Source organism: Pontibacter ruber, assembly GCF_023630205.1.
Lineage (GTDB): Bacteria > Bacteroidota > Bacteroidia > Cytophagales > Hymenobacteraceae > Pontibacter > Pontibacter ruber.
Genome location: NZ_JALPRR010000001.1, coordinates 1,392,837 through 1,412,896, shown reverse-complemented (window position 1 = coordinate 1,412,896; position 20,060 = coordinate 1,392,837). Strand labels below are relative to the sequence as shown.

18 protein-coding genes are annotated in these 20,060 nt (G+C 50.9%); 13 read left to right on the top strand and 5 right to left on the bottom strand.

Going from position 1 to position 20,060, the window contains the following annotated elements; all coding sequences use genetic code 11:
• Positions 1 to 123 precede the first annotated feature (123 nt).
• Complete coding sequence (locus tag MJ611_RS06265) at positions 124 to 1,017, top strand: NAD(P)/FAD-dependent oxidoreductase (RefSeq protein ID WP_250428654.1); 894 nt, start codon at positions 124 to 126, stop codon at positions 1,015 to 1,017.
• A 94-nt stretch (positions 1,018 to 1,111) separates the two neighbouring features.
• Here MJ611_RS06265 and MJ611_RS06260 read toward each other — a convergent pair whose 3' ends face one another.
• The gene (locus tag MJ611_RS06260) at positions 1,112 to 1,948 is read right to left on the bottom strand and encodes a cyanophycinase (RefSeq protein ID WP_250428653.1); all 837 of its coding nucleotides are present in this window, start codon (positions 1,946 to 1,948) and stop codon (positions 1,112 to 1,114) included.
• A gap of 552 nt (positions 1,949 to 2,500) precedes the next feature.
• Between MJ611_RS06260 and MJ611_RS06255 the strand changes: the two genes are divergently transcribed.
• Together MJ611_RS06255 and MJ611_RS06250 are read left to right on the top strand one after the other, a co-directional pair.
• Positions 2,501 to 2,668, top strand: coding sequence for a hypothetical protein (locus MJ611_RS06255; protein ID WP_250428652.1), 168 nt, complete (start codon positions 2,501 to 2,503; stop codon positions 2,666 to 2,668).
• Positions 2,669 to 2,735: 67 nt separating this feature from the next.
• The gene (locus MJ611_RS06250; RefSeq protein ID WP_250428651.1) at positions 2,736 to 2,897 is read left to right on the top strand and encodes a hypothetical protein; all 162 of its coding nucleotides are present in this window, start codon (positions 2,736 to 2,738) and stop codon (positions 2,895 to 2,897) included.
• An 898-nt stretch (positions 2,898 to 3,795) separates the two neighbouring features.
• Here MJ611_RS06250 and MJ611_RS06245 read toward each other — a convergent pair.
• Positions 3,796 to 4,437: a hypothetical protein gene (locus tag MJ611_RS06245; RefSeq protein ID WP_250428650.1), complete on the bottom strand. Its 642-nt coding sequence runs from the start codon at positions 4,435 to 4,437 to the stop codon at positions 3,796 to 3,798.
• 177 nt (positions 4,438 to 4,614) lie between these two features.
• Between MJ611_RS06245 and MJ611_RS06240 the strand changes: the two genes are divergently transcribed.
• Entirely contained in the window at positions 4,615 to 6,597 is a 1,983-nt protein-coding gene (locus tag MJ611_RS06240; RefSeq protein ID WP_250428649.1) for a S9 family peptidase, read from the top strand.
• A gap of 63 nt (positions 6,598 to 6,660) precedes the next feature.
• Here the strand turns inward: MJ611_RS06240 and arfB are convergent, their stop codons facing one another.
• Positions 6,661 to 7,074: an alternative ribosome rescue aminoacyl-tRNA hydrolase ArfB gene (gene arfB / locus MJ611_RS06235; RefSeq protein WP_250428648.1), complete on the bottom strand. Its 414-nt coding sequence runs from the start codon at positions 7,072 to 7,074 to the stop codon at positions 6,661 to 6,663.
• Positions 7,075 to 7,237: 163 nt separating this feature from the next.
• Between arfB and MJ611_RS06230 the strand changes: the two genes are divergently transcribed.
• The 6 genes from MJ611_RS06230 (at position 7,238) to MJ611_RS06205 (ending at position 15,359) form a co-directional block, all read left to right on the top strand.
• Positions 7,238 to 8,143 (top strand): alpha/beta fold hydrolase, encoded by a 906-nt coding sequence (locus MJ611_RS06230; RefSeq protein WP_250428647.1) that lies wholly within the window; start codon positions 7,238 to 7,240, stop codon positions 8,141 to 8,143.
• 146 nt (positions 8,144 to 8,289) lie between these two features.
• Positions 8,290 to 9,255 carry a TIGR03885 family FMN-dependent LLM class oxidoreductase gene (locus MJ611_RS06225; RefSeq protein WP_250428646.1) on the top strand — a complete coding sequence of 322 codons (966 nt, stop codon included), beginning with the start codon at positions 8,290 to 8,292 and terminating at the stop codon, positions 9,253 to 9,255.
• Positions 9,256 to 9,347: 92 nt separating this feature from the next.
• A complete protein-coding gene (locus MJ611_RS06220; protein ID WP_250428645.1) occupies positions 9,348 to 10,427 on the top strand; it encodes a site-2 protease family protein in 1,080 nt (359 codons plus the stop codon).
• Between the two features lie 169 nt (positions 10,428 to 10,596).
• Complete coding sequence (locus MJ611_RS06215; protein WP_250428644.1) at positions 10,597 to 10,986, top strand: BlaI/MecI/CopY family transcriptional regulator; 390 nt, start codon at positions 10,597 to 10,599, stop codon at positions 10,984 to 10,986.
• Complete coding sequence (locus tag MJ611_RS06210) at positions 10,983 to 12,989, top strand: M56 family metallopeptidase (RefSeq protein WP_250428643.1); 2,007 nt, start codon at positions 10,983 to 10,985, stop codon at positions 12,987 to 12,989. Before MJ611_RS06215 ends, MJ611_RS06210 begins: the two co-directional genes overlap by 4 nt.
• 204 nt (positions 12,990 to 13,193) lie before the next feature.
• Entirely contained in the window at positions 13,194 to 15,359 is a 2,166-nt protein-coding gene (locus tag MJ611_RS06205) for an IPT/TIG domain-containing protein (RefSeq protein ID WP_250428642.1), read from the top strand.
• 78 nt (positions 15,360 to 15,437) lie between these two features.
• Here the strand turns inward: MJ611_RS06205 and MJ611_RS06200 are convergent, their stop codons facing one another.
• Positions 15,438 to 15,905, bottom strand: coding sequence for an Hsp20/alpha crystallin family protein (locus tag MJ611_RS06200; RefSeq protein ID WP_250428641.1), 468 nt, complete (start codon positions 15,903 to 15,905; stop codon positions 15,438 to 15,440).
• A 611-nt stretch (positions 15,906 to 16,516) separates the two neighbouring features.
• On the opposite strand from MJ611_RS06200, the gene MJ611_RS06195 reads away from it, so the two are divergent.
• The 3 genes from MJ611_RS06195 to MJ611_RS06185 are packed head-to-tail and all read left to right on the top strand — an operon-like array spanning position 16,517 to position 19,046.
• Positions 16,517 to 17,455, top strand: a complete 939-nt coding sequence (locus MJ611_RS06195; RefSeq protein WP_250428640.1) for a DUF3667 domain-containing protein — start codon at positions 16,517 to 16,519, stop codon at positions 17,453 to 17,455.
• A gap of 19 nt (positions 17,456 to 17,474) precedes the next feature.
• Positions 17,475 to 18,845 (top strand): dGTP triphosphohydrolase, encoded by a 1,371-nt coding sequence (gene dgt / locus MJ611_RS06190; RefSeq protein ID WP_250428639.1) that lies wholly within the window; start codon positions 17,475 to 17,477, stop codon positions 18,843 to 18,845.
• 12 nt (positions 18,846 to 18,857) lie between these two features.
• Positions 18,858 to 19,046, top strand: coding sequence for a hypothetical protein (locus MJ611_RS06185; RefSeq protein WP_250428638.1), 189 nt, complete (start codon positions 18,858 to 18,860; stop codon positions 19,044 to 19,046).
• 20 nt (positions 19,047 to 19,066) lie between these two features.
• Here MJ611_RS06185 and MJ611_RS06180 read toward each other — a convergent pair whose 3' ends face one another.
• Entirely contained in the window at positions 19,067 to 19,984 is a 918-nt protein-coding gene (locus MJ611_RS06180) for a DUF72 domain-containing protein (RefSeq protein WP_250428637.1), read from the bottom strand.
• Positions 19,985 to 20,060: the final 76 nt, after the last annotated feature.

Below are 20,060 nucleotides of genomic sequence, written 5' to 3'. Positions count from 1 at the left end.
GATCAGGGCAGGCGCAACCCGGATTGGAGCTCCACACATACCTGCAGCAAAATTATAAAGCGCCTATGCCATCCTAGCAGGCCCTTGCGCCGTTACATACTCTCAAAATAGGTAAGATTGAACATGTACGATGTAATTATAATTGGAGGGGGGCCGGCCGGCCTGAGTGCTGCCATGATACTGGGCAGGGCAAGAAGAAAAGTACTTGTATTTGACAGTGGGGAGCCACGCAACCGCTGGTCGGACAGTATGAATGGTTTCCTGACCAGGGATGGCATCAACCCAAGCGACTTTATAAAGATAGGCAAGGAAGAACTGAAGAAGTATGACGTGGAGCTGGTCGAAAAAGTGATCCAGAAAGCCACTTACAGCAAAGGCGAATTCATTGTTTCGGGGCACGATGGCCACGCCTACAGATCGAAGAGGCTGCTGCTGGCAACCGGCCTGAAGGACAAGCTGCCTGAACTGGAAGGGATAGAGTCGCTCTACGGCAAAAGCGTGCACCACTGCCCTTACTGCGATGGCTGGGAAAACCAGGACAAAGCCATTGCTGTGTACGGAAAAGACCGCAACGGCATAGGCACAGCGCTGGGCCTGAAGACCTGGAGCGATGACGTGACGCTGTACACCGACGGAACCAACAAATTGCGCGAGATAGACCGCGAGCTGCTGCAGCGCAACGGTGTTAAAGTAGAAACAGGCGCCATTGCCCGCCTTGAGGGAGAGAACGGACACCTGCAGCGCATCATACTTAAAAACGGACAGGCTCGCGAGCAGCAGGCCATGTTCTTTGCTACCGGCACGCAGCAGCAGGCAGACTTGGGCAATCAGCTGGGCTGTGAATTTACAAGCAAAGGTGTAATCAAAACAAAGCGCCTGCAGAAGTCAAACATACCGGGGCTGTTTGTGGCAGGGGATGCTGCCCGCGACATGCAGCTGGTGATTGTAGCGGCAGCAGAAGGCGCCAGGGCAGGCGTTGCCATCAACATGGAACTGCAGCAGGAAGACAGGCTCTAAATATTCTGTAAAGTATAAAAGCCGCAGGCAAGTATAAATTCATACTTCCCTGCGGCTTTTTTAGCTTTTATACATTGCCTTTATACTTTGCGCATCAGGCAACGTTGGCCGAATCTTTTCTTGCTTCGGCAATCTGCTCGGCTCCTATCGGTTGGAACAGGTGTTCTTTCAGGCAGTACCGGTATCCTTCCACCAACAGGTGCATTACCAAGCGCTCCACGGCAATGGGTTCGTTTTCCTCTGCCTCACGCACATTAGAGAACTGAATGCTGCTGCCATCAAGGATGGTCACTACACCCGGCCCGAAAACCTCAACCTGGTCGCCGTTCTTTATAATGATACCGGTTTCTTCGCTGAGGCCGATGCCGCAATACTCCGGGTCGTGGGCCACCGCGTGTGCCAGCCTGCCGAACCTGCCGCGCTCTACAAAGTGCGTATCGATGTACACGTTATTGATAAACCCGAAGCCGTACGTCGTTTTCATCTCTCCTTTTATAAGCGAATAGTGCCCGTAGCCGTCATAGATCATGCGGTCCGACATCACGGCAGCGCCGGCACTTGTACCTGCTATAATGATGTCCTCGTTCTGAAAGCGTTCGCGCATGATTTCCAGCAGCTTTGTGTTATCTAAAAACTGGGCCAGACGCCGCTGGTCTCCTCCGGTAAAGAAGATAACTTCTGCCTTCTGGATACGCTGAATATATTCCGCAGTATCAGCTTTGTTATCTTCGTCGATGTGCATAAACCGGACACTGCTGCAGCCCAGTTCTTCGAAGGCCTCTTTATAAGCGTTTCCGGATTCCTCAACGGCAGTAGTTGCCGTGGCTATTACTTCTATGTGGGAATGGATACTGCATATTTCCGAACGGATCAGCTTGATGAGGCCGTCATCATCGCCGCCGCCCAAGGCTATTAGTGTGCCTTTGCTCATAACTTATTGTTTCCTCTCTATCTTATTTGCTGTTTTTACCTAAAAATCATGATTCCCTTATACTTGCTACGTCTGCTGTTAGTTGATTTTAGGTATTGAAAAAATAAAATCTCTATCCTGTGTTATACTGCATATTGTATAAAGCATAAAAAGACACATCATAACCTTCTGTCTTATAACAACATAGCTTCTTCAACTACTGTTCAACCGCTAGCAAAACAAACAGGACGATCACTCCCCCGATACCCGGTACGTGCACTACATTGCCATACTTGGGCAAAAGCCTCGCTGCCAGATACAACACATTATTTTTCAGCTACTTGTCCGGAACCGGACAGAATATGTACGACAGCGGACAATAACTGAGCGGACAATCTGCAAAACCATCACTATTTGTTTGAAAATCAATGACTTACAGATGTGGCACGCAAAATGTAATTAAGGTAAATAAGAATAGAAAAAAATTTACAAAGCACAAGCAACCTTTCATACCATGGTGCTATCTATTAAGTAGTTAAGAAAAGAAAGTCCAACCATTAAATTATTAAAGTCATGAAAATCGTCATCTTATTGCTTGCTTTTACAATGGGTATGGGAGCAACCATCAAAAAAACTTCAAAGGATATTCAGGAAGCTGCAGCTCGTGCACAGGAAACTTACGAACTGAGAGAATATCCAAATGTATTGCCGGTTGTTGAGGTAGTTGCACCACAGATCTGACCAACTGACCCGACACGATAACATAGTACCACAAGCGCCACAATAAAACTAAAACAAAATTCAAACCATGAAAATTATCCTTCTTCTATTAGGACTTCTAATCGGCTTCTGCCTGGCTTGCAAAGCTACTTTTGACCAGGGAGCACTCCTGGCCAAACGCCTGCAGACAGAAGCAACTGTTGCCTCCGTTGAGTCTGCTATACCATCCCAGACTGTAGCGAAACTATAGTCTGGGGAACACCTTCTCTGGTTACGTGCCTGCAATTTCCGCTTCAGAAGCCAGCTTCTGATGTTACAAAACACCCCATCCTGCCCTGTACTTGCGCCCTGCTAATGCCTGTTTTCAGCACTAGCAGCTACCTGAAGGTTCTCTTGACCTTGCTCAGCGCATGTTACAACAGCGTCTAACATTTCCTTTTTAAATTAGACTGACTTCTCTAATTTTACCTCTGTATAAGATGAGGTAAAAAGTAGAGGTGGCAATGGTGTGTCTTTGCTGACAGGAAAAAGGCCGTAGCCAGCAGGAGGCATGTTATAGTTCAGCTGCTTTCAGCCTTTGGAGCGGCATGATCTTTTGCTCCTGCTCTGCAACTTTATACTTTATCAAATGCCCGCCTGATAGCTGCAATTGAGCTGCAAGGCGCCCCATGGAGCTTGCCTGCAGGTACAGAACCACAAGGCAGGAAGAGATGATGTTGTAACCTGATTAACTACCAGGAATTTAAAAAGAATAAGGAGAGCGCGTGTTATTGACAACACAATTACCAACTAAACAGAACTACTCCAGCGATTGCCGCTACCCTGCTGTGTACTTTTCATGTCGTTGCATTGCCCTTTAGCGTAACGCAGGTTATAGAACAAACTTCAACAGTAACAAACACAAGGATTTGACTGGCATAGCCTGAGTAATTTTCTCTCCTATTACGAAAGCCCGGGACCCCAAACCGGGCTTTCTGCTTTTCAGGCTCTAAGAAAAAGGCTGTTAAGTATAGTTCAAGCCTGACTTTATACTTCAGCTGCTTTAAAGGTTTGCGTAAGTCCGCACAAAAAAACCTGCTGGTGTTGCACGCCTACGCTTAAGTATGGCAATGCAGTACCTGCAAGCTTCGCAACTGTTAAATTACAGACTAGTAATTATCGCGCTTCTTGAAGATGTCGAGAATACCAGGTTGCTCTTCTTCCTGCTGCTTATTCTTCTTTCTTCTGAAGATTCCGCCATCCTCTTCTTCCTGCTGCTTGTCTTTCTTTCTCCTGAAAATACCGCCTTCGTCTTCGTCCTCATCCTCCTGCTTGCCGAAAGGCCATATACCTTTTTTCTTTTTCTTTTCTTTCACGATGATGTAGCGGATCGAAATGCCGGTTGTCAGGTTTACCCAATCTTCGTGGTTGATGTGCACGGCTGGCTTTACATCAGCAGAAAGCACAAAAGGCAGAAAATTTACTTTATACTCTATACCTGCGATGGCATCCGCACCGGTAAATACACCGCTATCTTTCAGGTTGCCCACGTGCCCGCCGGCACCCAGGTAATAGTTCAGCCCTCTACCCAGGATCGGGAAGTGCCATTCGTAGAGCAAGGTGCCGCTAAACTCCCGGCTCCCCACAGCTGCTATCCCTTCCAGCGTTCCCTTCTCGTGAAGCTTCTGCTGCACGGTTATCCCGAATTGCTTGCCATCTAACCGAATACCTGCTGCTGTGCGGTACTTCTGGGCGTTACCAACGGAAACTATGCTCAATAAAATCAATGTCAAAAAGTAATATCTCTTCATATCGGGTAATTTATACTTTGGCTCCTTACGCAAATATCTTACCTATTGCGTTCATTTCTGCATGTGGCATTTGATCTTCTGACGGCTCAAACCATATGCTGTTATTTCTCTCTTGTATTTTATCCTGAGATTCAGTAGCTTAATCCTGCTAATCCATCACTTAAAACCGGTAAAACCATGAAAAAAACATTACGGGCAGCGGGCTCGCTCCTTGCCATAGGGGCACTGCTCACCAATTGCCAGCAGGCCACCACCACTGCCACCACCACCCCCGAAACACAAACGGCAGAGACCGTGCAGCAGGCGGAGGAGCAACCGGCCGTCAAAACCTATACCATCGAGGAGTTTATGGCCACCACCTCCATCCGGGGCAATGCCATCTCACCGGACAACAGCAAAGTACTCTACTCCAGCAACGAGACCGGCATTTACAACGCCTTCGAAGTACCCGTACAGGGCGGCACACCAAAGCAGCTAACGAGCTCCAAAGACAATTCCGTATTCGTGATCTCTTATTTTCCGGAAGATGAGCGCATACTGTACGCCAGCGACCAGGGAGGCAACGAGATAACGCACCTCTACGTGCGCAACCAGGACGGCACCTCCCGCGACCTTACCCCGGATGCCAAAGCCAAATCGGAATTTGCGGACTGGAGCCACGACAAGAAGAGCTTCTTCTACATCTCCAACAAGCGCGATCCCAAGCTCTTCGACCTCTACGAGATGGACCTAAAGACCTTACAGCCCAGGCTGGTGTTCAAAAACGACCAGGCACTGGATGTAAGCGCCATCTCCAGAGACAAACGCTACATTGGCCTGGTGAAGAGCATCACCACCAACAAATCGGACATGTACCTCTACGACACCAAGACCAAAAAACTGAAGCAGCTCAGCAAAGGACAGGGCGAGGTAAAGTATGCGCCGGAAACCTTTACCCCAGACGGCAAGAAACTATACTTCCTGACGGACGAAGGGCGCGAGTACATGGCGGTAAAAAGCTACGACTTGGCCACCGGCAAAACAGAAGAAGTTGAGCAGGCCGACTGGGACATTATGTACACGTACTTTTCGCGCAACGGCAAGTATAGAGTTACCGGCATTAACAACGATGCCCGTTCCGAGATCAAAATGTATGAAGTTGCTACCGGGCAGCCGGTACAACTGCCTGCCATGCCTGCGGGCGATATAACAGGTATCCGGATTTCGGACGATGAAAGCGTGATGGTGTTTACCGTGAACAGCTCCAAATCACCGAACAACCTGTTCTCTTATACTTTCGACAACCAGCAGCCGAAGCAGCTTACTAATACCATGAACCCGAACATCGATCAGGATGACCTGGTGGAAGGTGAAGTGGTGCGCTACAAATCGTTTGACGGCATGGAAATTCCGGCGCTGCTCTACAAGCCCAAAGGTATAAAAGAAGGCGAGAAGCGCCCTGCTGTGCTGTGGATTCATGGCGGCCCGGGCGGACAGACGCGCCTTACCTATTCTCCGCTGATGCAGTATGTGATCAACCATGGGTATGTGCTGCTGGCTGTAAACAACCGCGGCAGCTCCGGCTACGGCAAAACCTTCTTCGCCGCCGACGACCAGAAACACGGCGACGCTGACCTGAAAGATTGTATCGAAGCGAAGTCATTCCTGGCCAGTACCGGCTATGTGGATGAAAACAAGATCGGCATTATGGGCGGCAGCTACGGCGGCTACATGGTACTGGCGGGCCTGGCTTTTGCGCCGGAAGAGTTTGCCGTGGGCGTGGATATTTTTGGGGTAGCCAACTGGCTGCGCACCCTGCAAAGTATACCACCGTGGTGGGAGTCGTTTAGGGTGGCGCTTTACAAGGAAATGGGCAACCCTAAAACCGATTCAGCTGCGCTATACAACAAGTCGCCGCTGTTCTTTGCCCACCAGATCAAACGCCCTTTGATCGTACTGCAGGGTGCCAACGACCCGCGCGTGCTAAAAGTGGAATCAGATGAGATCGTAGCGGCTGTGAAGAAAAACAATGTGCCGGTAGAGTATGTGGTGTTCCCGGATGAGGGGCACGGTTTCGTGAAGAAAGAGAACGAGATAAAAGGCTATCGTGCCATCCTCACCTTCCTGGATACGCACCTGAAAGGGGCGCCGGGCGGGCAGTCCGGCAGTTCGGGGCAGTAGCAAGCAAAGTATAAATCAAAGTATAAACCTGAAGGTGGCACCCGCTGCTTTCAGGTTTATACTTTAATAATCTCCCCGATACCCCCGTCCTGATTTCTTTTCCGATTGCCTTTTCTTTGATTCCAGCCGTTGTTTTACTGAGGCGCGGGTGGGTTTGGTGGCTTTTCTCTTTTTCTGGCGAGTGAGTGCCTGGCGCAACAGTTCATAAAAGCGCTCCACGCACAGCTCCTTGTTCTGTAGCTGGCTGCGTTCCGTCTGGCAAACCACCTGCAGGTAGCCTTCGCCGTTGATGCGGCTGGCCAGCTTTTCCTGCACCAGTGCTTTTTCTTCCTCCGAGAGCAGTGCAGAGTTACCTACATGAAAGCGCAGCTCCACTTTGGTTGCCACTTTGTTCACGTTTTGTCCGCCGGCGCCTCCGCTCCGGGATGCCTGAAAACTCAGCTCCTGTTCCAGCCCGCGCTCTTTTAAGTTATTCATGCTTTATACCTGTCTCTGTTCTGTTATCTGGCCTTCTTACGGCCCTTATACCCGGTCTGGAAAATATTTGTCCGCCATTCTGCGTCTTTCCTAAAAATGTGGCGTCCTCTGTAAAAATATCCCAACTTTGCCTTTCAAAACTACTGCTATATTCCCAATCTCTATGAAAAAGCTGTTTCTCAGTTGCCTGTTCCTGTTATTTTTTGCTGTTGCACAGGCGGTTCCTGCTAAATCGTTTTACTTCACCACTTCCGACAGTGTAAAGCTGTACGTACGCATAGCCGGAGAGGGCAAGCCCTGCCTGTTTGTACACGGCGGACCTGGTTCGTGGCCAAAGATCTACTACGCGCTTGGCGGCGATGTTACCGAACAAGACATGACCATGATCTACCTCGATCAGCGGGGTTCCGGCCGCTCGGGTGGCGATGATAAAACCGACTACTCGCTCAACAGGATGGTTAAGGATTTTGAGGAGCTACGCGAGCACCTCGGCTACAGCAAATGGCTGGTAATGGCGCACTCCTTTGGCGGCACACAGGCTACAGAATATGCGTATCAGCACCCTGCAAGCATAAACGGTGTGATCCTGGTTGCCTCCACGCTGCACCTCAAATCGTCGCTGGAAAGCTATATCGTTGAAGGTGCCCGCATCCTGAACAAGCCTGAATCGGAGTTCAGAAAAGAAGGCGCATCGGTCGGTGAGACCTTAGGTAAAGTAGTAAGCCAGCTGAACGAGCAGGACCTGATGTATAAAGTGATGTATCCTAAAAAAGAGATGTTCGCGCAGATGAACGCTGTAATGGACACCACCCTTAACTGGCATTTTGGCAGCAAAGTATGGGATTTGCATGAGTATGAGCAGGACTTTACACAAAAATCCGCTTCTGTAAAGGTACCGGTGCTGGTAGTAGCCGGCAAGTACGATTACTCCGTTGGGCCCCAGCATTACCGCCTGTTCAAATTCCCGAAAGCCACCTACAAGACGATGGCTACCGGCCACTGCCCGTACCAGGAGCAGCCCGAGGAATTTGGCAAGTATGTCCGGAAATTTGTAGCACGGCTAAACTAAAACAGCACCCATCATTCCTATCATCCGCAAAGGCAGGCTTTGACAAGGCTTGCCTTTGCTGTTTTTCAAAAACCCTTCCCTTCCGGATGTCCGTAGTACCCATAAGCTTTTGCCCACAATACAGGAAAGTATAAAACAGAAGATTTATGGTGAAGATCGGATACCACGCATCACACGAGCAGTTCAAGCCCAGCGATTTGTTAACGTATGTGCAGCAGGCAGAAAAGGCAGGCTTTAACGCTTCCCTGTCATCAGACCACTTCTTCCCTTGGAGCCTGGATCAGGGCGAAAGCGGCTTTGCCTGGTCGTGGTTGGGAGCTGCCATGCAGGCCACCTCGCTTTCGTTTGGCATTGTGAACGCGCCGGGGCAGCGCTACCATCCGGCCATTATTGCACAGGCCGCCGCCACACTGGCCGAGATGTTTCCGGAGCGCTTCTGGATTGCCGTAGGCAGCGGGCAGTACATCAACGAACATATCACCGGCGACCATTGGCCCGTGAAACATATTCGCAACGAGCGCCTGAAGGAGTGCGTGGACATAATGCGGGCCCTCTGGAAGGGCGAGATGGTAACGCACCACGGCCATGTGGTAGTGGAAGATGCCAAACTCTATACCCGTGCCGAGATTCCTCCTATGATCATCGGAGCCGCCGTAACCGCCGAAACTGCCGAGTGGGTGGGCGGCTGGGCCGATGGACTGATCACAACCTCGCGCCCGCCGGAAGAACTTAAAAAGATGGTAGAGGCTTTCCACAGAGGTGGCGGCGAAGGCAAGCCCATGTACCTGAAAGTGCAGCTGTCCTACGCAGCTACCGACCAGGAAGCCCTGGAAGGCGCTTACGATCAGTGGCGATCCAACATCTTTACCAGCAGCGTTCTCACTGAACTGCGCACCGCCAAGCAATTGCAGGAGGCCGCCCAGGATATACCCAAGGAAGTAATGCGCAAGCACGTCCGCATTTCACACGAACCGGAGCAGCACCTGGAGTGGTTGCAGCAGGATCTGGACCTTGGCTTTTCACAACTTCTCCTGCACAACGTAAACCTGCAGCAGGAGCGCTTCATCGATGTTTTTGGTGACCGGGTAGTGCCGCAACTGCTGAAGCAGTAAACCGCTGCCTTAAAGGCACTTATAACAGACAAAGTATAAACATTAGGACATTTTATTCGTTTCAGAAGTAAGTAAATCTGATTCGATCAATCATGAAATGGTCCTTGAAGTTAGGCAGTGTAGCAGGCATCAAGATTCTGGTGCATTGGACATTCGTGCTCCTTTTAGCATGGATTGTGTTTTCGGAAATGCGCCAGGGCAGCGACCTGCAGACCACCCTGCTGTCGGTTGGGTTTGTGCTTACCATTTTTGCCTGCGTGGTACTGCACGAGTTGGGCCATTCGCTTACAGCACAGCGCTACGGCGTACAGACCAAAATGATCACGCTGCTGCCCATAGGCGGTGTTGCCAGCCTGGAACGCATACCTGAAAACCCGAAGCAGGAGCTGCTGATTGCCCTTGCCGGTCCTGCCGTTAACGTAGTGATCGCTTTTATACTTTGGCTGGCGCTTCCTTCGCTAAGTGGAGTACCTACCGAGGAATTCTTCACCAGGATCACCCCGGCCAACTTCCTTTACCTGCTGATGTTCGTCAACATCATGCTGGTGCTTTTCAATGCCATTCCGGCCTTCCCGATGGATGGGGGCAGGGTACTGCGCGCCTTGCTATCTTTTAAGCTGGGCCGGGTACGGGCCACCCAGATCGCTGCCAACCTGGGGCAGATGCTGGCGATCTTCTTTGTTTTTATGGGCTTTTTTGGCAATCCGTTCCTTATCCTGATCGGGGTGTTTGTGTTCTTTGGCGCTTATTCGGAAAACATGATCGTGCAGCACCTTGACTTTTTGCGGGGCCACAGCGTACGCGAAGGCATGATGACCAACTACGTAACACTCTCGCCAACCGAAACGGTACGCGACGCGCTCGACAAGCTGCTGTTGGGATCGGAACACGATTTTGTGGTGGAGCAGGACGGACAGGTGGTAGGCACGCTTACCCGGATGCAGCTGATCCAGGCCATCAAAAATGAGCAGATGCAAGCCCCGGTTGCCAACATCATGACGCAGGAGATCCGCACCTTCAATGTGCAGGACAAGCTGTCGGAAGCATACTCAGAACTGCAGAAGGCCCGTGCTTCTATTTATCCGGTACTCGAAAACGGTCGCCTGGCCGGTGTTATCAACTCCGATAACATCAACGAATTTATCCTGATCAAGTCTGCACTCGCACACTAAGCCTGAAGTATAAACCTGCCTTTACAGGCTTTTGACGGCTGAAAACAACGGCTTCAACTACATTTCATACTTATCTACGAAAAAAATCGTATTTTCTGTTTTCTATTTACGAAACTCTTCGTAAATAGAGGTAGTGCAACCTATCACAAAATAAAACTATCAATAAGATATGGGTACAGATCCGTCTCAGAAACCAACCGAAGCCGAACTGGAAATACTCCAGGTACTGTGGCAGCACGGCCCCTCCACCGTACGCTTCGTGAACGAAGAACTAAGCAAAACCAAAGAAGTTGGTTACACCACCACGCTTAAGATCATGCAGATCATGACGGAAAAGGGCATGCTGGAGCCCGATAAATCGAGCCGCACGCACGTGTACCGTCCGTTGTTGAGTGAAGAAGCTACCCAGCGCAAGCTCCTCGACCGCTTCCTGGACACCACTTTCCGGGGCTCCGCTATGAAGCTCGTTATGCAGGCGCTCGGCAACCACAGCACCTCACCCGAAGAGCTTGACGAAATAAGAAACCTGTTAGACAAACTGGAAGGAGGTAAAAAATGAACCTGATCCAACACTTTATCTCTGAAGCCATGGTGGAGGCACTTGGCTGGACGCTGCTGCACTCGCTTTGGCAGGGTGCCCTGGTAGCGCTTATACTTGCAGGGCTGCTCGTGTTGCTGCACAGCCATACTTCCAGGCTGCGGTACTGGATAGCCGGCGGCGCGCTGCTCGCTCAACTGCTGCTGTCGGTAGCTACGTTTGCCTACTTCTATTATACTGCAGAAACCAAATCGCCCGGCTATACTTTGCAGTCTTCTGCAGCACCGGTTATCGCTACTGCAGCCCAGGTACAAAGTACCGCATTGCCTCTTTGGGAGAAGCCGTTGCTGGTAGCCCAGGTATACTTTGAGCAACACCTGCCGCTGATCGTAACGGTATGGCTGCTGGGCCTGCTGGCCATGGCGCTCCGCTTCCTGGGAGGCATAGCGTATACCCAACGCCTGCGCCATTACAGATCGCAAACCTTTGGTACACACTGGCAGGAGCTCGCCGGCACCCTGGGCCGGAAGATGGGGATCAGCCAAAGTATAAAACTGGCAGAATCGGCGCTGGTGCAGGTGCCCATGACCATCGGCTACCTGAAGCCGGTTATAATTTTACCACTGGGCGCAGCGGCAGGCCTGAGCCAGCAGCAGGTGGAAGCTATACTTGCCCATGAGCTGGCCCATATTCTGCGCAAAGATTACCTCCTCAACCTGCTGCAATCTGTTGTTGACATTTTGTTCTTTTACCATCCGGCCATGTGGTGGATATCAGCGGTGGTGCGGGCCGAGCGCGAGCATTGCTGCGATGACCTGGCCGTGGCAGCCTGCGGCGATTCCCTGACCTATGCCCGTGCCTTAACCCAACTTGAAGCCATGCGACAGTCCAAAGCTCCTGCCCTGGCCATGGCGCTGGCAGGACGTAAAGGCTCACTGCTCAGCCGCATCAGGCGCCTGGTAGGTCAGCCTTCGCTGCGGCCCACGTTCTCCGAAGGTTTTATGGCAGCCCTGGTACTGATACTCGGTCTGGTGATGCTGTCGTACGGCGCTGCGGCCGGCCTGAAACCTGTGGCAGCCAAAGAGAACAAAGCAACAGAGCCCATAACAACCGAACCGGCTAAACCGGAAGAAACAGTTGCAAAAGCAGCGCCTGCAGAAGAATTTACCGCCGCCGAAGTACACGTGGTGCAGGACACTACCGGCAGGGCACAGGATGTGGTGATCATCAAGAATAAAAAAGGAGCCGTTACCGAGCTTTACGTCAACGGCAAACGCATCCCGAAGAAAGATATTCCCAGGTATACTGACCTGGTGAACCAGCGCCTGCAGGCTACTGCACGTGCACCCAAGGCCACTCCCGAAGAGGTAGAAGCCAGCATGAAAGCAGCCCGTGCCGCAGCCGGAAAATCGCGCAGGAAAAACGAAGAATACCGCTACAACTACAGCTACAACGGAACAGAGAACGTGCCGCCACCGCCGCCTGCACCACCTGTGCCACCAGCACCGGGCATACCGCCTGCACCTGGCATCGCGCCGGTCCCTCCAATGCCGCCAATGCCGCCTGTGCCCCCATTCTCCGGAAACAAAGAAGACAAAAAGCGATTTGAGAAAGAACAGCAGCGCTTTAACAAAGAGATGGAGAGGCATAAAGAGGAGATAAAGCGCTATGAAAAGCAAATGAAGGAACAGCACCCTGAGGCGTTCAACGAGCAGCGTTTTAATGAGCAGATGAAGCGCCACGAAGAAGCCATGCGCAGCCATGCGGAGCATATGATAAAGCATGAACAAAACGCCATCAAGCATCAGGAACATGCCCGGAAAATGCAGGACGTGCGAAACGAGCTGGAAAAGGATGGGCTGATCAAGAAAGGAGCAAAGAAACTGGACTTCCGGCTGGACAGCAACGGCATGTACATCGATGGTAAAAAGCAACCGCAGGAGGTGTATGAAAAATACCGTAAAATGACACAGACCGAAGAGGGTAAAGACAGTAGCTACATCATCAACATGAACGAAGATTAAGCCGTTTTATGTACTTTCACCCCAAAGCGCCTGCCTGGCTATGTATAAAGTCAGGCAGGCGCTTTGGCTTTATACCATTCTTTATTTTAAATTTCAGCAGGCATATCCCTTTTTTAGCTGTTTTCCGTAAGTATAGGGCATCAGAAATGTCTGATGCCAGTACCAAACCGAAAGCTTTCATTTAAAGAAACGCTGCCCTACTCTATGACCAACATATACTCTGCTCTTTTGAAGCTCCGCATCAGGAATGCCGTTCCTGTTCTTTTGCTTTTTGCGCTGTTGCTCTCTTTCAGCGCTGCCGCCACCGAAGGCTGCCAGATGGTGCCCCTGCCACTGGAGCAACGCATAAAAGAATCTGAAATAATAGTGGAAGGCGAGGTGCTCTCGCAGAAGGCCTTCTGGGACGACCGACACGAGAATATTTATACTTCCCACACCATTAAAGTATTTAAGGTGTTTAAAGGACAGGTGCGCGACGAGCAAATCGAAGTAATTACCGAAGGCGGCGCCATCGGCCTGAAAAAGCACGTTTATTCTTCGGCGCTGCAGCTGTACCGTGGCCAGCAGGGTATACTGTTCCTGAACCCGGAAAAGCAGCTGAAATCGCCGGGGAAAGGATTGGCAACCCGCGCCTACGGCAGCCAGCAAGGCTTTGTAACCTACGACCTGGAGCAAAGCGCTGCTGCCGATGTGTTCAACACCTACAGCTCGGTACGCGAAGTATACAAATCCATTACCGACCGCACAGGTGCCAACTACCGCACCCTTTCAAAAAATAAGCGTCTCGAAGACTTTGCCATCGACCAGACAAAACAACAGCAACAGCAACCTGCGGCGGTACCGGTAATCACGAACTTTTCGCCAGTTGTTACCAGCGCCGGCACAGGCGTAGTACTTACCATCAACGGCACTAATTTTGGCAGCACCCGCGGCGCCGGCAGGGTAGAGTTCCGCAACTCTGACGACGGAGGCAAAACATTCATCCAACCTGTGGAGCGGGATTATGTTTCCTGGACAAATAACCAGATCAGGGTACGCATTCCATCGCAGGGCAAAGATGGCGGTACTGCCGGCTCCGGCGAGATCCGGGTAGTAAACAACGAGGGCTCCTCCATACAAAGCTTAGGCAAGCTTACCATCGAGTATGCCTGGTCTAACGTAACGCTTGCCAAGCGCGCTTTTCAGCCGGTGCTCAGCAACATGGACCGCAACGGCGGCTATACCATTCAGTTTGCCCCAAGTATGCAGAGCCGGGCGGCCGCCCAGGAAGGTTTCCGCAGAGCCATGAACAGCTGGGTGTGTAAAACCGGCGTGAACTGGCAGATCGGTGCCGGCACTACCATTGAAGCATCTTCAGACGAAAACGCAGACATCAACGTGATCCGCTTTGCACCAGGCTCCGTAACCGGGGCGGGTGTGCTGGCCCGCACTGTAAGCCGCTACGACGGCTGCCGCATTGGCTCCGGTACTACCGCCGATACTCTGTTCTGGCTCAGCGAATTCGACATGGAAGTAAACAGCAACATCAACTGGCAATACGGACCGGGTGCCCCATCGCCCCAGCAGTTTGATTACGAGACGGTGGTGCTGCACGAGTTGGGCCACGCCCACCAGTTAGGCCACGTAATCCTGCCCAACGTAGCCATCATGCACTATGCCATTGAATCTGAAAGAATCATCCGCGGCATCAGCTCAGCAGACATCGAAGGTGCAACGCTGATCATGGAAAAAAGTGTGGTCCCTATACAGAACGCCTGCGGACGAGAGCCTATGGTTCGTGAAGAAGAAGGTGATTGCAACCTGCCGCCAGAAATCTATACCCTGGATGTATCGTTTGCCTCGTCTGACGCGGTTAAGATAAACTGGCAAACTAACAATGAGCGAACCGTCGACTTTTTTGTTGTGCAGCGGCGCGAGGAAGGCAGCGAAGAATGGACCGACGTTGGCGAGGTAAATGCCAAAGGCCCAGCGAGTGGTTTGTTGAGCTATACGTTCACTGACCCGAGCCCGCTGCCATGTATAGGTTTCTATCGCCTGAAGTTTGTTTACAGCGATGGCAGCTCGCGCACTACGTATAGTTCGCGTGTTATCAACTCCGCCTGCGTGGGGCAGCTACGGGTGTATCCTAACCCGATCAACCCGGACGATAATACCATTACACTCAATTATATTGTGCGGGCAAACACGCAGATGACGCTGCAATTCTACGATGCGTCAGGCAAGCTCTTCAAAGACCTGGAAGTAACTTTCAGCGATGCCCTGGTACCTGTGGAAGTTGATGTGTCGGAACTGGCCGGTGGCATGTACATCATGCGCTGGAGCGATGCCACCAACAGCGGGCAGATCAAGATTGTAAAACTAAGGCACTAATTACAGTAGACGGTGAGTATAAAAAGGAGGGGCAGCTATAGTATAGCTGCCCCTCCTTTTTATACTTTCAAATCATACTTAGTCTATCTTGATTTTCTTTTTCGGACGCTGCTGTTCCTGTGTTTTAGGCACGTTCAGAAGAAGCACGCCGTTTTCGTAATGCGCTTTGATGTCCTCAGGTTTAACAGACTCAGGTAGGCTGAAAGAGCGGCTGAACGAGCTGTAGTTGTACTCGCGTCTTCTGTAATTCTCCTTGTCCTCTTTCTGCTCCTGTTCTTTCTGGCAGCTAATGGTCAGCATACCTTCTTCCATATCGATGTTGAAGTCATCCTTCTTCATGCCCGGAGCTGCTACCTCTATGGTATACTCTTTGTCGTTTTCGCGGATGTTTACAGCCGGAACACTCGTCTCAAACTGTTTTCTCCAGTGCATTGGCAGCATAAAGAGATCCTGATCAAAAAAGCGATCAACATCTGTAAAGAAATCTGTGAAAACTGAACGGGTTGGGGCAGAGGTGCCTCCGTTTCTTCTCATTAGGTTTGGCATAGCTTTATCCTCCTATTGTTAAAGGTTTAAAAAATTATAAGTGTAGAGGTTTTCAACATCTATAATTATACTTATTTTTATTTACCTTTTACGAAGCACAAATTGTGTTGTTGTGAAGCTAGATTCCATTCACACTTGAAAATGAGCTGTTTAAATAAAAGAGAGACAAGCATGGCCAGCGCAATGGCTGGTGCTGCTTGTCTCTTGCTGTCACTGAGCGAGGTAATGTACCCTTGTACAGGTGGCCTGTTTTCCCCCGTCTGGCCGGTTACACTACCTCGCTCCGTCAGATTTGTGGGGCATTAAGTTTGTTAGCTTGGAAAGGTCTTTTACACGTATACAAATTTTATCAATCAGGGCTATGCTTTCAAGGCAAAAGTAACATCAAAAGTAACTTGCCTTTTTTGCTCATTAGCCTTAAGACAGCAGCCATTACTCCTTCCAGACCAGCATACTTCTAGTTTACATTGCTTATAAAGTATAAAAAAGTAACATACCCCTGACACTCCGTCGGCAGCTGTTGCCAGAAAATTTTGACGTAGCAATATTATAGCAAGAGGCCTATATTTGAAGCTAGAAGGCTAAAGCCATACCCTCCGCAACATCACGCCATGGCGAAGAAACGAAGAAAATTGACCCAGTGCCCCAACTGCGGCTATACGTTTGATGACACCAACAACTACTGCCCTAACTGCGGCCAGGAAAACCACGACCTGAACGTACCGGTAAAGCACCTGATCGCCGAGTTCTTAGAAGGCACCCTGCACTTCGACACCAAAGTATGGAAGACCCTGAAATACCTGATCCTGAAGCCGGGTTTGCTTTCAGAGAAGTTCAACATCGGGCAGCGCGCCTCGTATGTGCCACCCTTCCGGCTCTACGTGTTTGTCAGTTTGATCTTCTTTTTTGTGCTGGCGCTCACCACCAAAAGCACCGTTCAGCTACAAAGCACTAAGGGCGACAAACCCGTTGCTGCACTGCCCGGCATGACCATCAATGCAAACCTCGCTGACTCGCTGGCACTGGCCGCCGACTCGGCAAAGCTCGAAAAGCTGGAAGAGGTGGCAGCAGCAGCAGAAGAAATGAAAGCGCTGAAAACGAATATAATTCAAGACGAGCGTGCGACACTGGTAGCAGAAAAGTTCAGTAAGTTTATCAGCAACAGCGAAGGGTCAAAACAGAAGTTATTAAAGAACATCTCTTTTATGATGTTCCTGCTCATGCCGTTTTTTGCATGGTTGTTAAACTTGTTCTACAGGAAGCAGGGCCGCAACTACGTCGAGCACCTGATGTTCTCCATCCACCTGCACACATTTTACTTTATCTTGCTGATAATTAGCATGCTGGCAGGTCATTACCTGCCTGTTCCTGATCTTAGCGGGGTGGTGATCGGTATCATGATTTTATACTTGTTCCTGGCACTGCACCGGGTGTACAAGCAGTCGTATGTGCGTACGTTGTTGCGCCTCATACCCATTGGTTTCACTTATTTAATTACATTAGCTTTTTTCTTGGTGAGTACCGTTTTTATGAGCGTGCTGCTGAGCTAAGCCTTCTATAATTTACTCTATGACATTTACCACCACCTGGGACAAACTGCTATCTAAAAAGCGCTTCGAGACAGACGATAAAAAGTATAACACAGACGAGTCGGTGCGCGGCGAGTTCCAGCGCGACTACGACCGCATTGTGTTTTCCTCTGCCTTCCGGAGGCTGCAGAACAAGACCCAGGTAATGCCCATGCCGGAGAGCGATTTTGTGCACACCCGCCTGACGCATAGCTTAGAGGCTTCAGTGGTAGGTCGGTCGCTGGGGCGCATTGTGGGCAAAAGTATACTGGAGCGCCACCCCGGCCTTACCCAGGAGAAAAACATACAGGAAGCCGACTTTGGCGATGTAGTAGCTGCCGCCTGCCTGGCGCACGACATCGGCAACCCGCCGTTCGGGCACTCCGGCGAGGATGCAATTTCGGCTTACTTCCGTAGCGACGAAGCGCAGCCCTTCCTGAAGAACCTGACAGATTCCCAACGAGCCGACCTGTTCAACTTTGAAGGCAACGCTGCCGGCTTTCGCATACTTACCTATACCTATCCGGCGCACTGCAACCTGCCGGGCGGCCTCAGCCTGACCTATACCACACTGGCTACCTTCACCAAATATCCGAAGGAATCGTTGCCGCTCCTGAAAGGTACCACCAACACCAGCGAAAAGAAGTATGGATTCTTCCAGACCGAGCGCAACTGGTTTAACACCATTGCAAACGAGCTGGGCCTGCTGAAGAAAGGAGAGCAGGGACAGGTATTCTACCACCGACACCCTCTGGCGTTCCTGGTAGAGGCAGCCGACGACATCTGCTACCGCATCATTGATTTTGAAGACGGACTGAAACTCGGCCTTGTACCCAAAGAACAGGGTTTGAACCTGTTGCGCCAGATCCTTAACGATGCTCCCGGCCGTGTCTCCAGCCTTACGTTTTATGACTGGAAAGAAGAGATCGGCTACCTGCGTGCGCGCATCATCGGCAAGCTGATAAACGAAACCACCGAAGTGTTCCTGCGCCACGAGCAACAGATCCTGCAAGGCACTTACGACAGGCCGCTCATCAATGAGCTTGAAAGCAAACCTATACTTGACGAGATCAAGAACCTTTCCATTAACCTGATCTACCGGAACCGGCCGGTGCTGGAGATAGAGGCTGCCGGCTTTGAGGTATTGGGCGGATTGCTGGATGCCTGCATGAAAGCCGTGTTCCGCCCGGAGTCGAAGCACCATCGCAAGCTGGCTGACCTAATACCGCCGCAGTACCTGAACCTGCCTGAAACAGTGTCTGATTACGAGCGCATCGTCCACATCACCGATTATGTAGCCAGCCTTACCGACCAGGCAGCCATTAACCTTTACCGCAGGATTAAAGGGATTGAACTGCCCCGGATGTATTAGGCTGAAGTATACATGGAAAGGTTGAAGGCCTGGAGGCCAGACATTATACTCCTGCTGGTTGGCCTGGTATATTATGTCGTAGCGCTTCCGGATAGCTCAAGGGAGGTACGCAGGGCAAAATGGCTGATCTTCTTCTTTTTTCTGCTATCCCTTCTCCTCAACCTGCCAAAGCAGCACCTGCTGCAGCAGCTGTTCGGCTAAACCAAGTATAAACCAGCCTCTTAGAACAACTCCCCCTGCACGGCCTGCACAAACCTTTTAGGTGGTTTCAGGTCAAAGCCACAGGCCTTGTTCAGGCGATCGATCAGGTAAGTGGCCAGTTCCGGGGAGGCAGTGTTGTCCGGCTCGTGCACAAAGAAGTATAATTTCTGCAACCCTGCATCAAACCATACTTTCAGGCGCGCTACCCATTCATCGATGCGACTGTAGTCGGTCGGGTGCAGGCCGTTTCCTACAAAGCGAACCATGGCGGTGGTTGAGGTAAGGCGCATGTGCAGCACATCGCGGCGGCCCGAAACATCCGTCAGCACCGTGCTCACCCTATACTTCTCCAGCACCTCAAACAGCTCCAGCGAGGCTACGTTATCTACAAACCAATCTGGGTGGCGCAGCTCTACTGCCAGCGGCACGCTTTCCGGCACAAATTTCACAAAGCCTTCTAAGTCAAGCAGCTGTTTTGGTCCAAAAGAAGGCGGCATCTGCAAAAACGAATCCCCTAATTTCTCTTCTAACCCTGCGATGGTCTCGCAAAAAGCGGCTGTCAGATCCAGCGACCGGCTCAGGGGCGACTCATGGCTGATGAGCTGCGGAAACTTAGGACAGAACGTAAACCCCTGCGGCACGGTCTGCCGCCAGCGCTCTATGGTACTTTGGTTTGGGATGTGGTAGTGCGTACTGTTAAGCTCAATGGTGTTGAACTGTTTGCCATACCACAGCAACGAGTCTTTCTCGGGCATACCGGCCGGATAGTAAGCGCCTACCCACGGCTTGTTTACCCACACCGGTAACCCGATGTATACTTGCGGGGTGCTACTGCCAGCTCCAGATTTATACTTCGAAAGCAGCGGCAAAGTATCCGGATGATCGGGCGGCAAGGTGAAGTCGACACGGCTGATATCGGAGAGTTTTCCAAAGTCCATGGTACTATGCTTTTATAAAGTATACGCTTTGGCAGAAGATTCGCCTTAAACAAAATATTACACCAAAAGTTCCCGT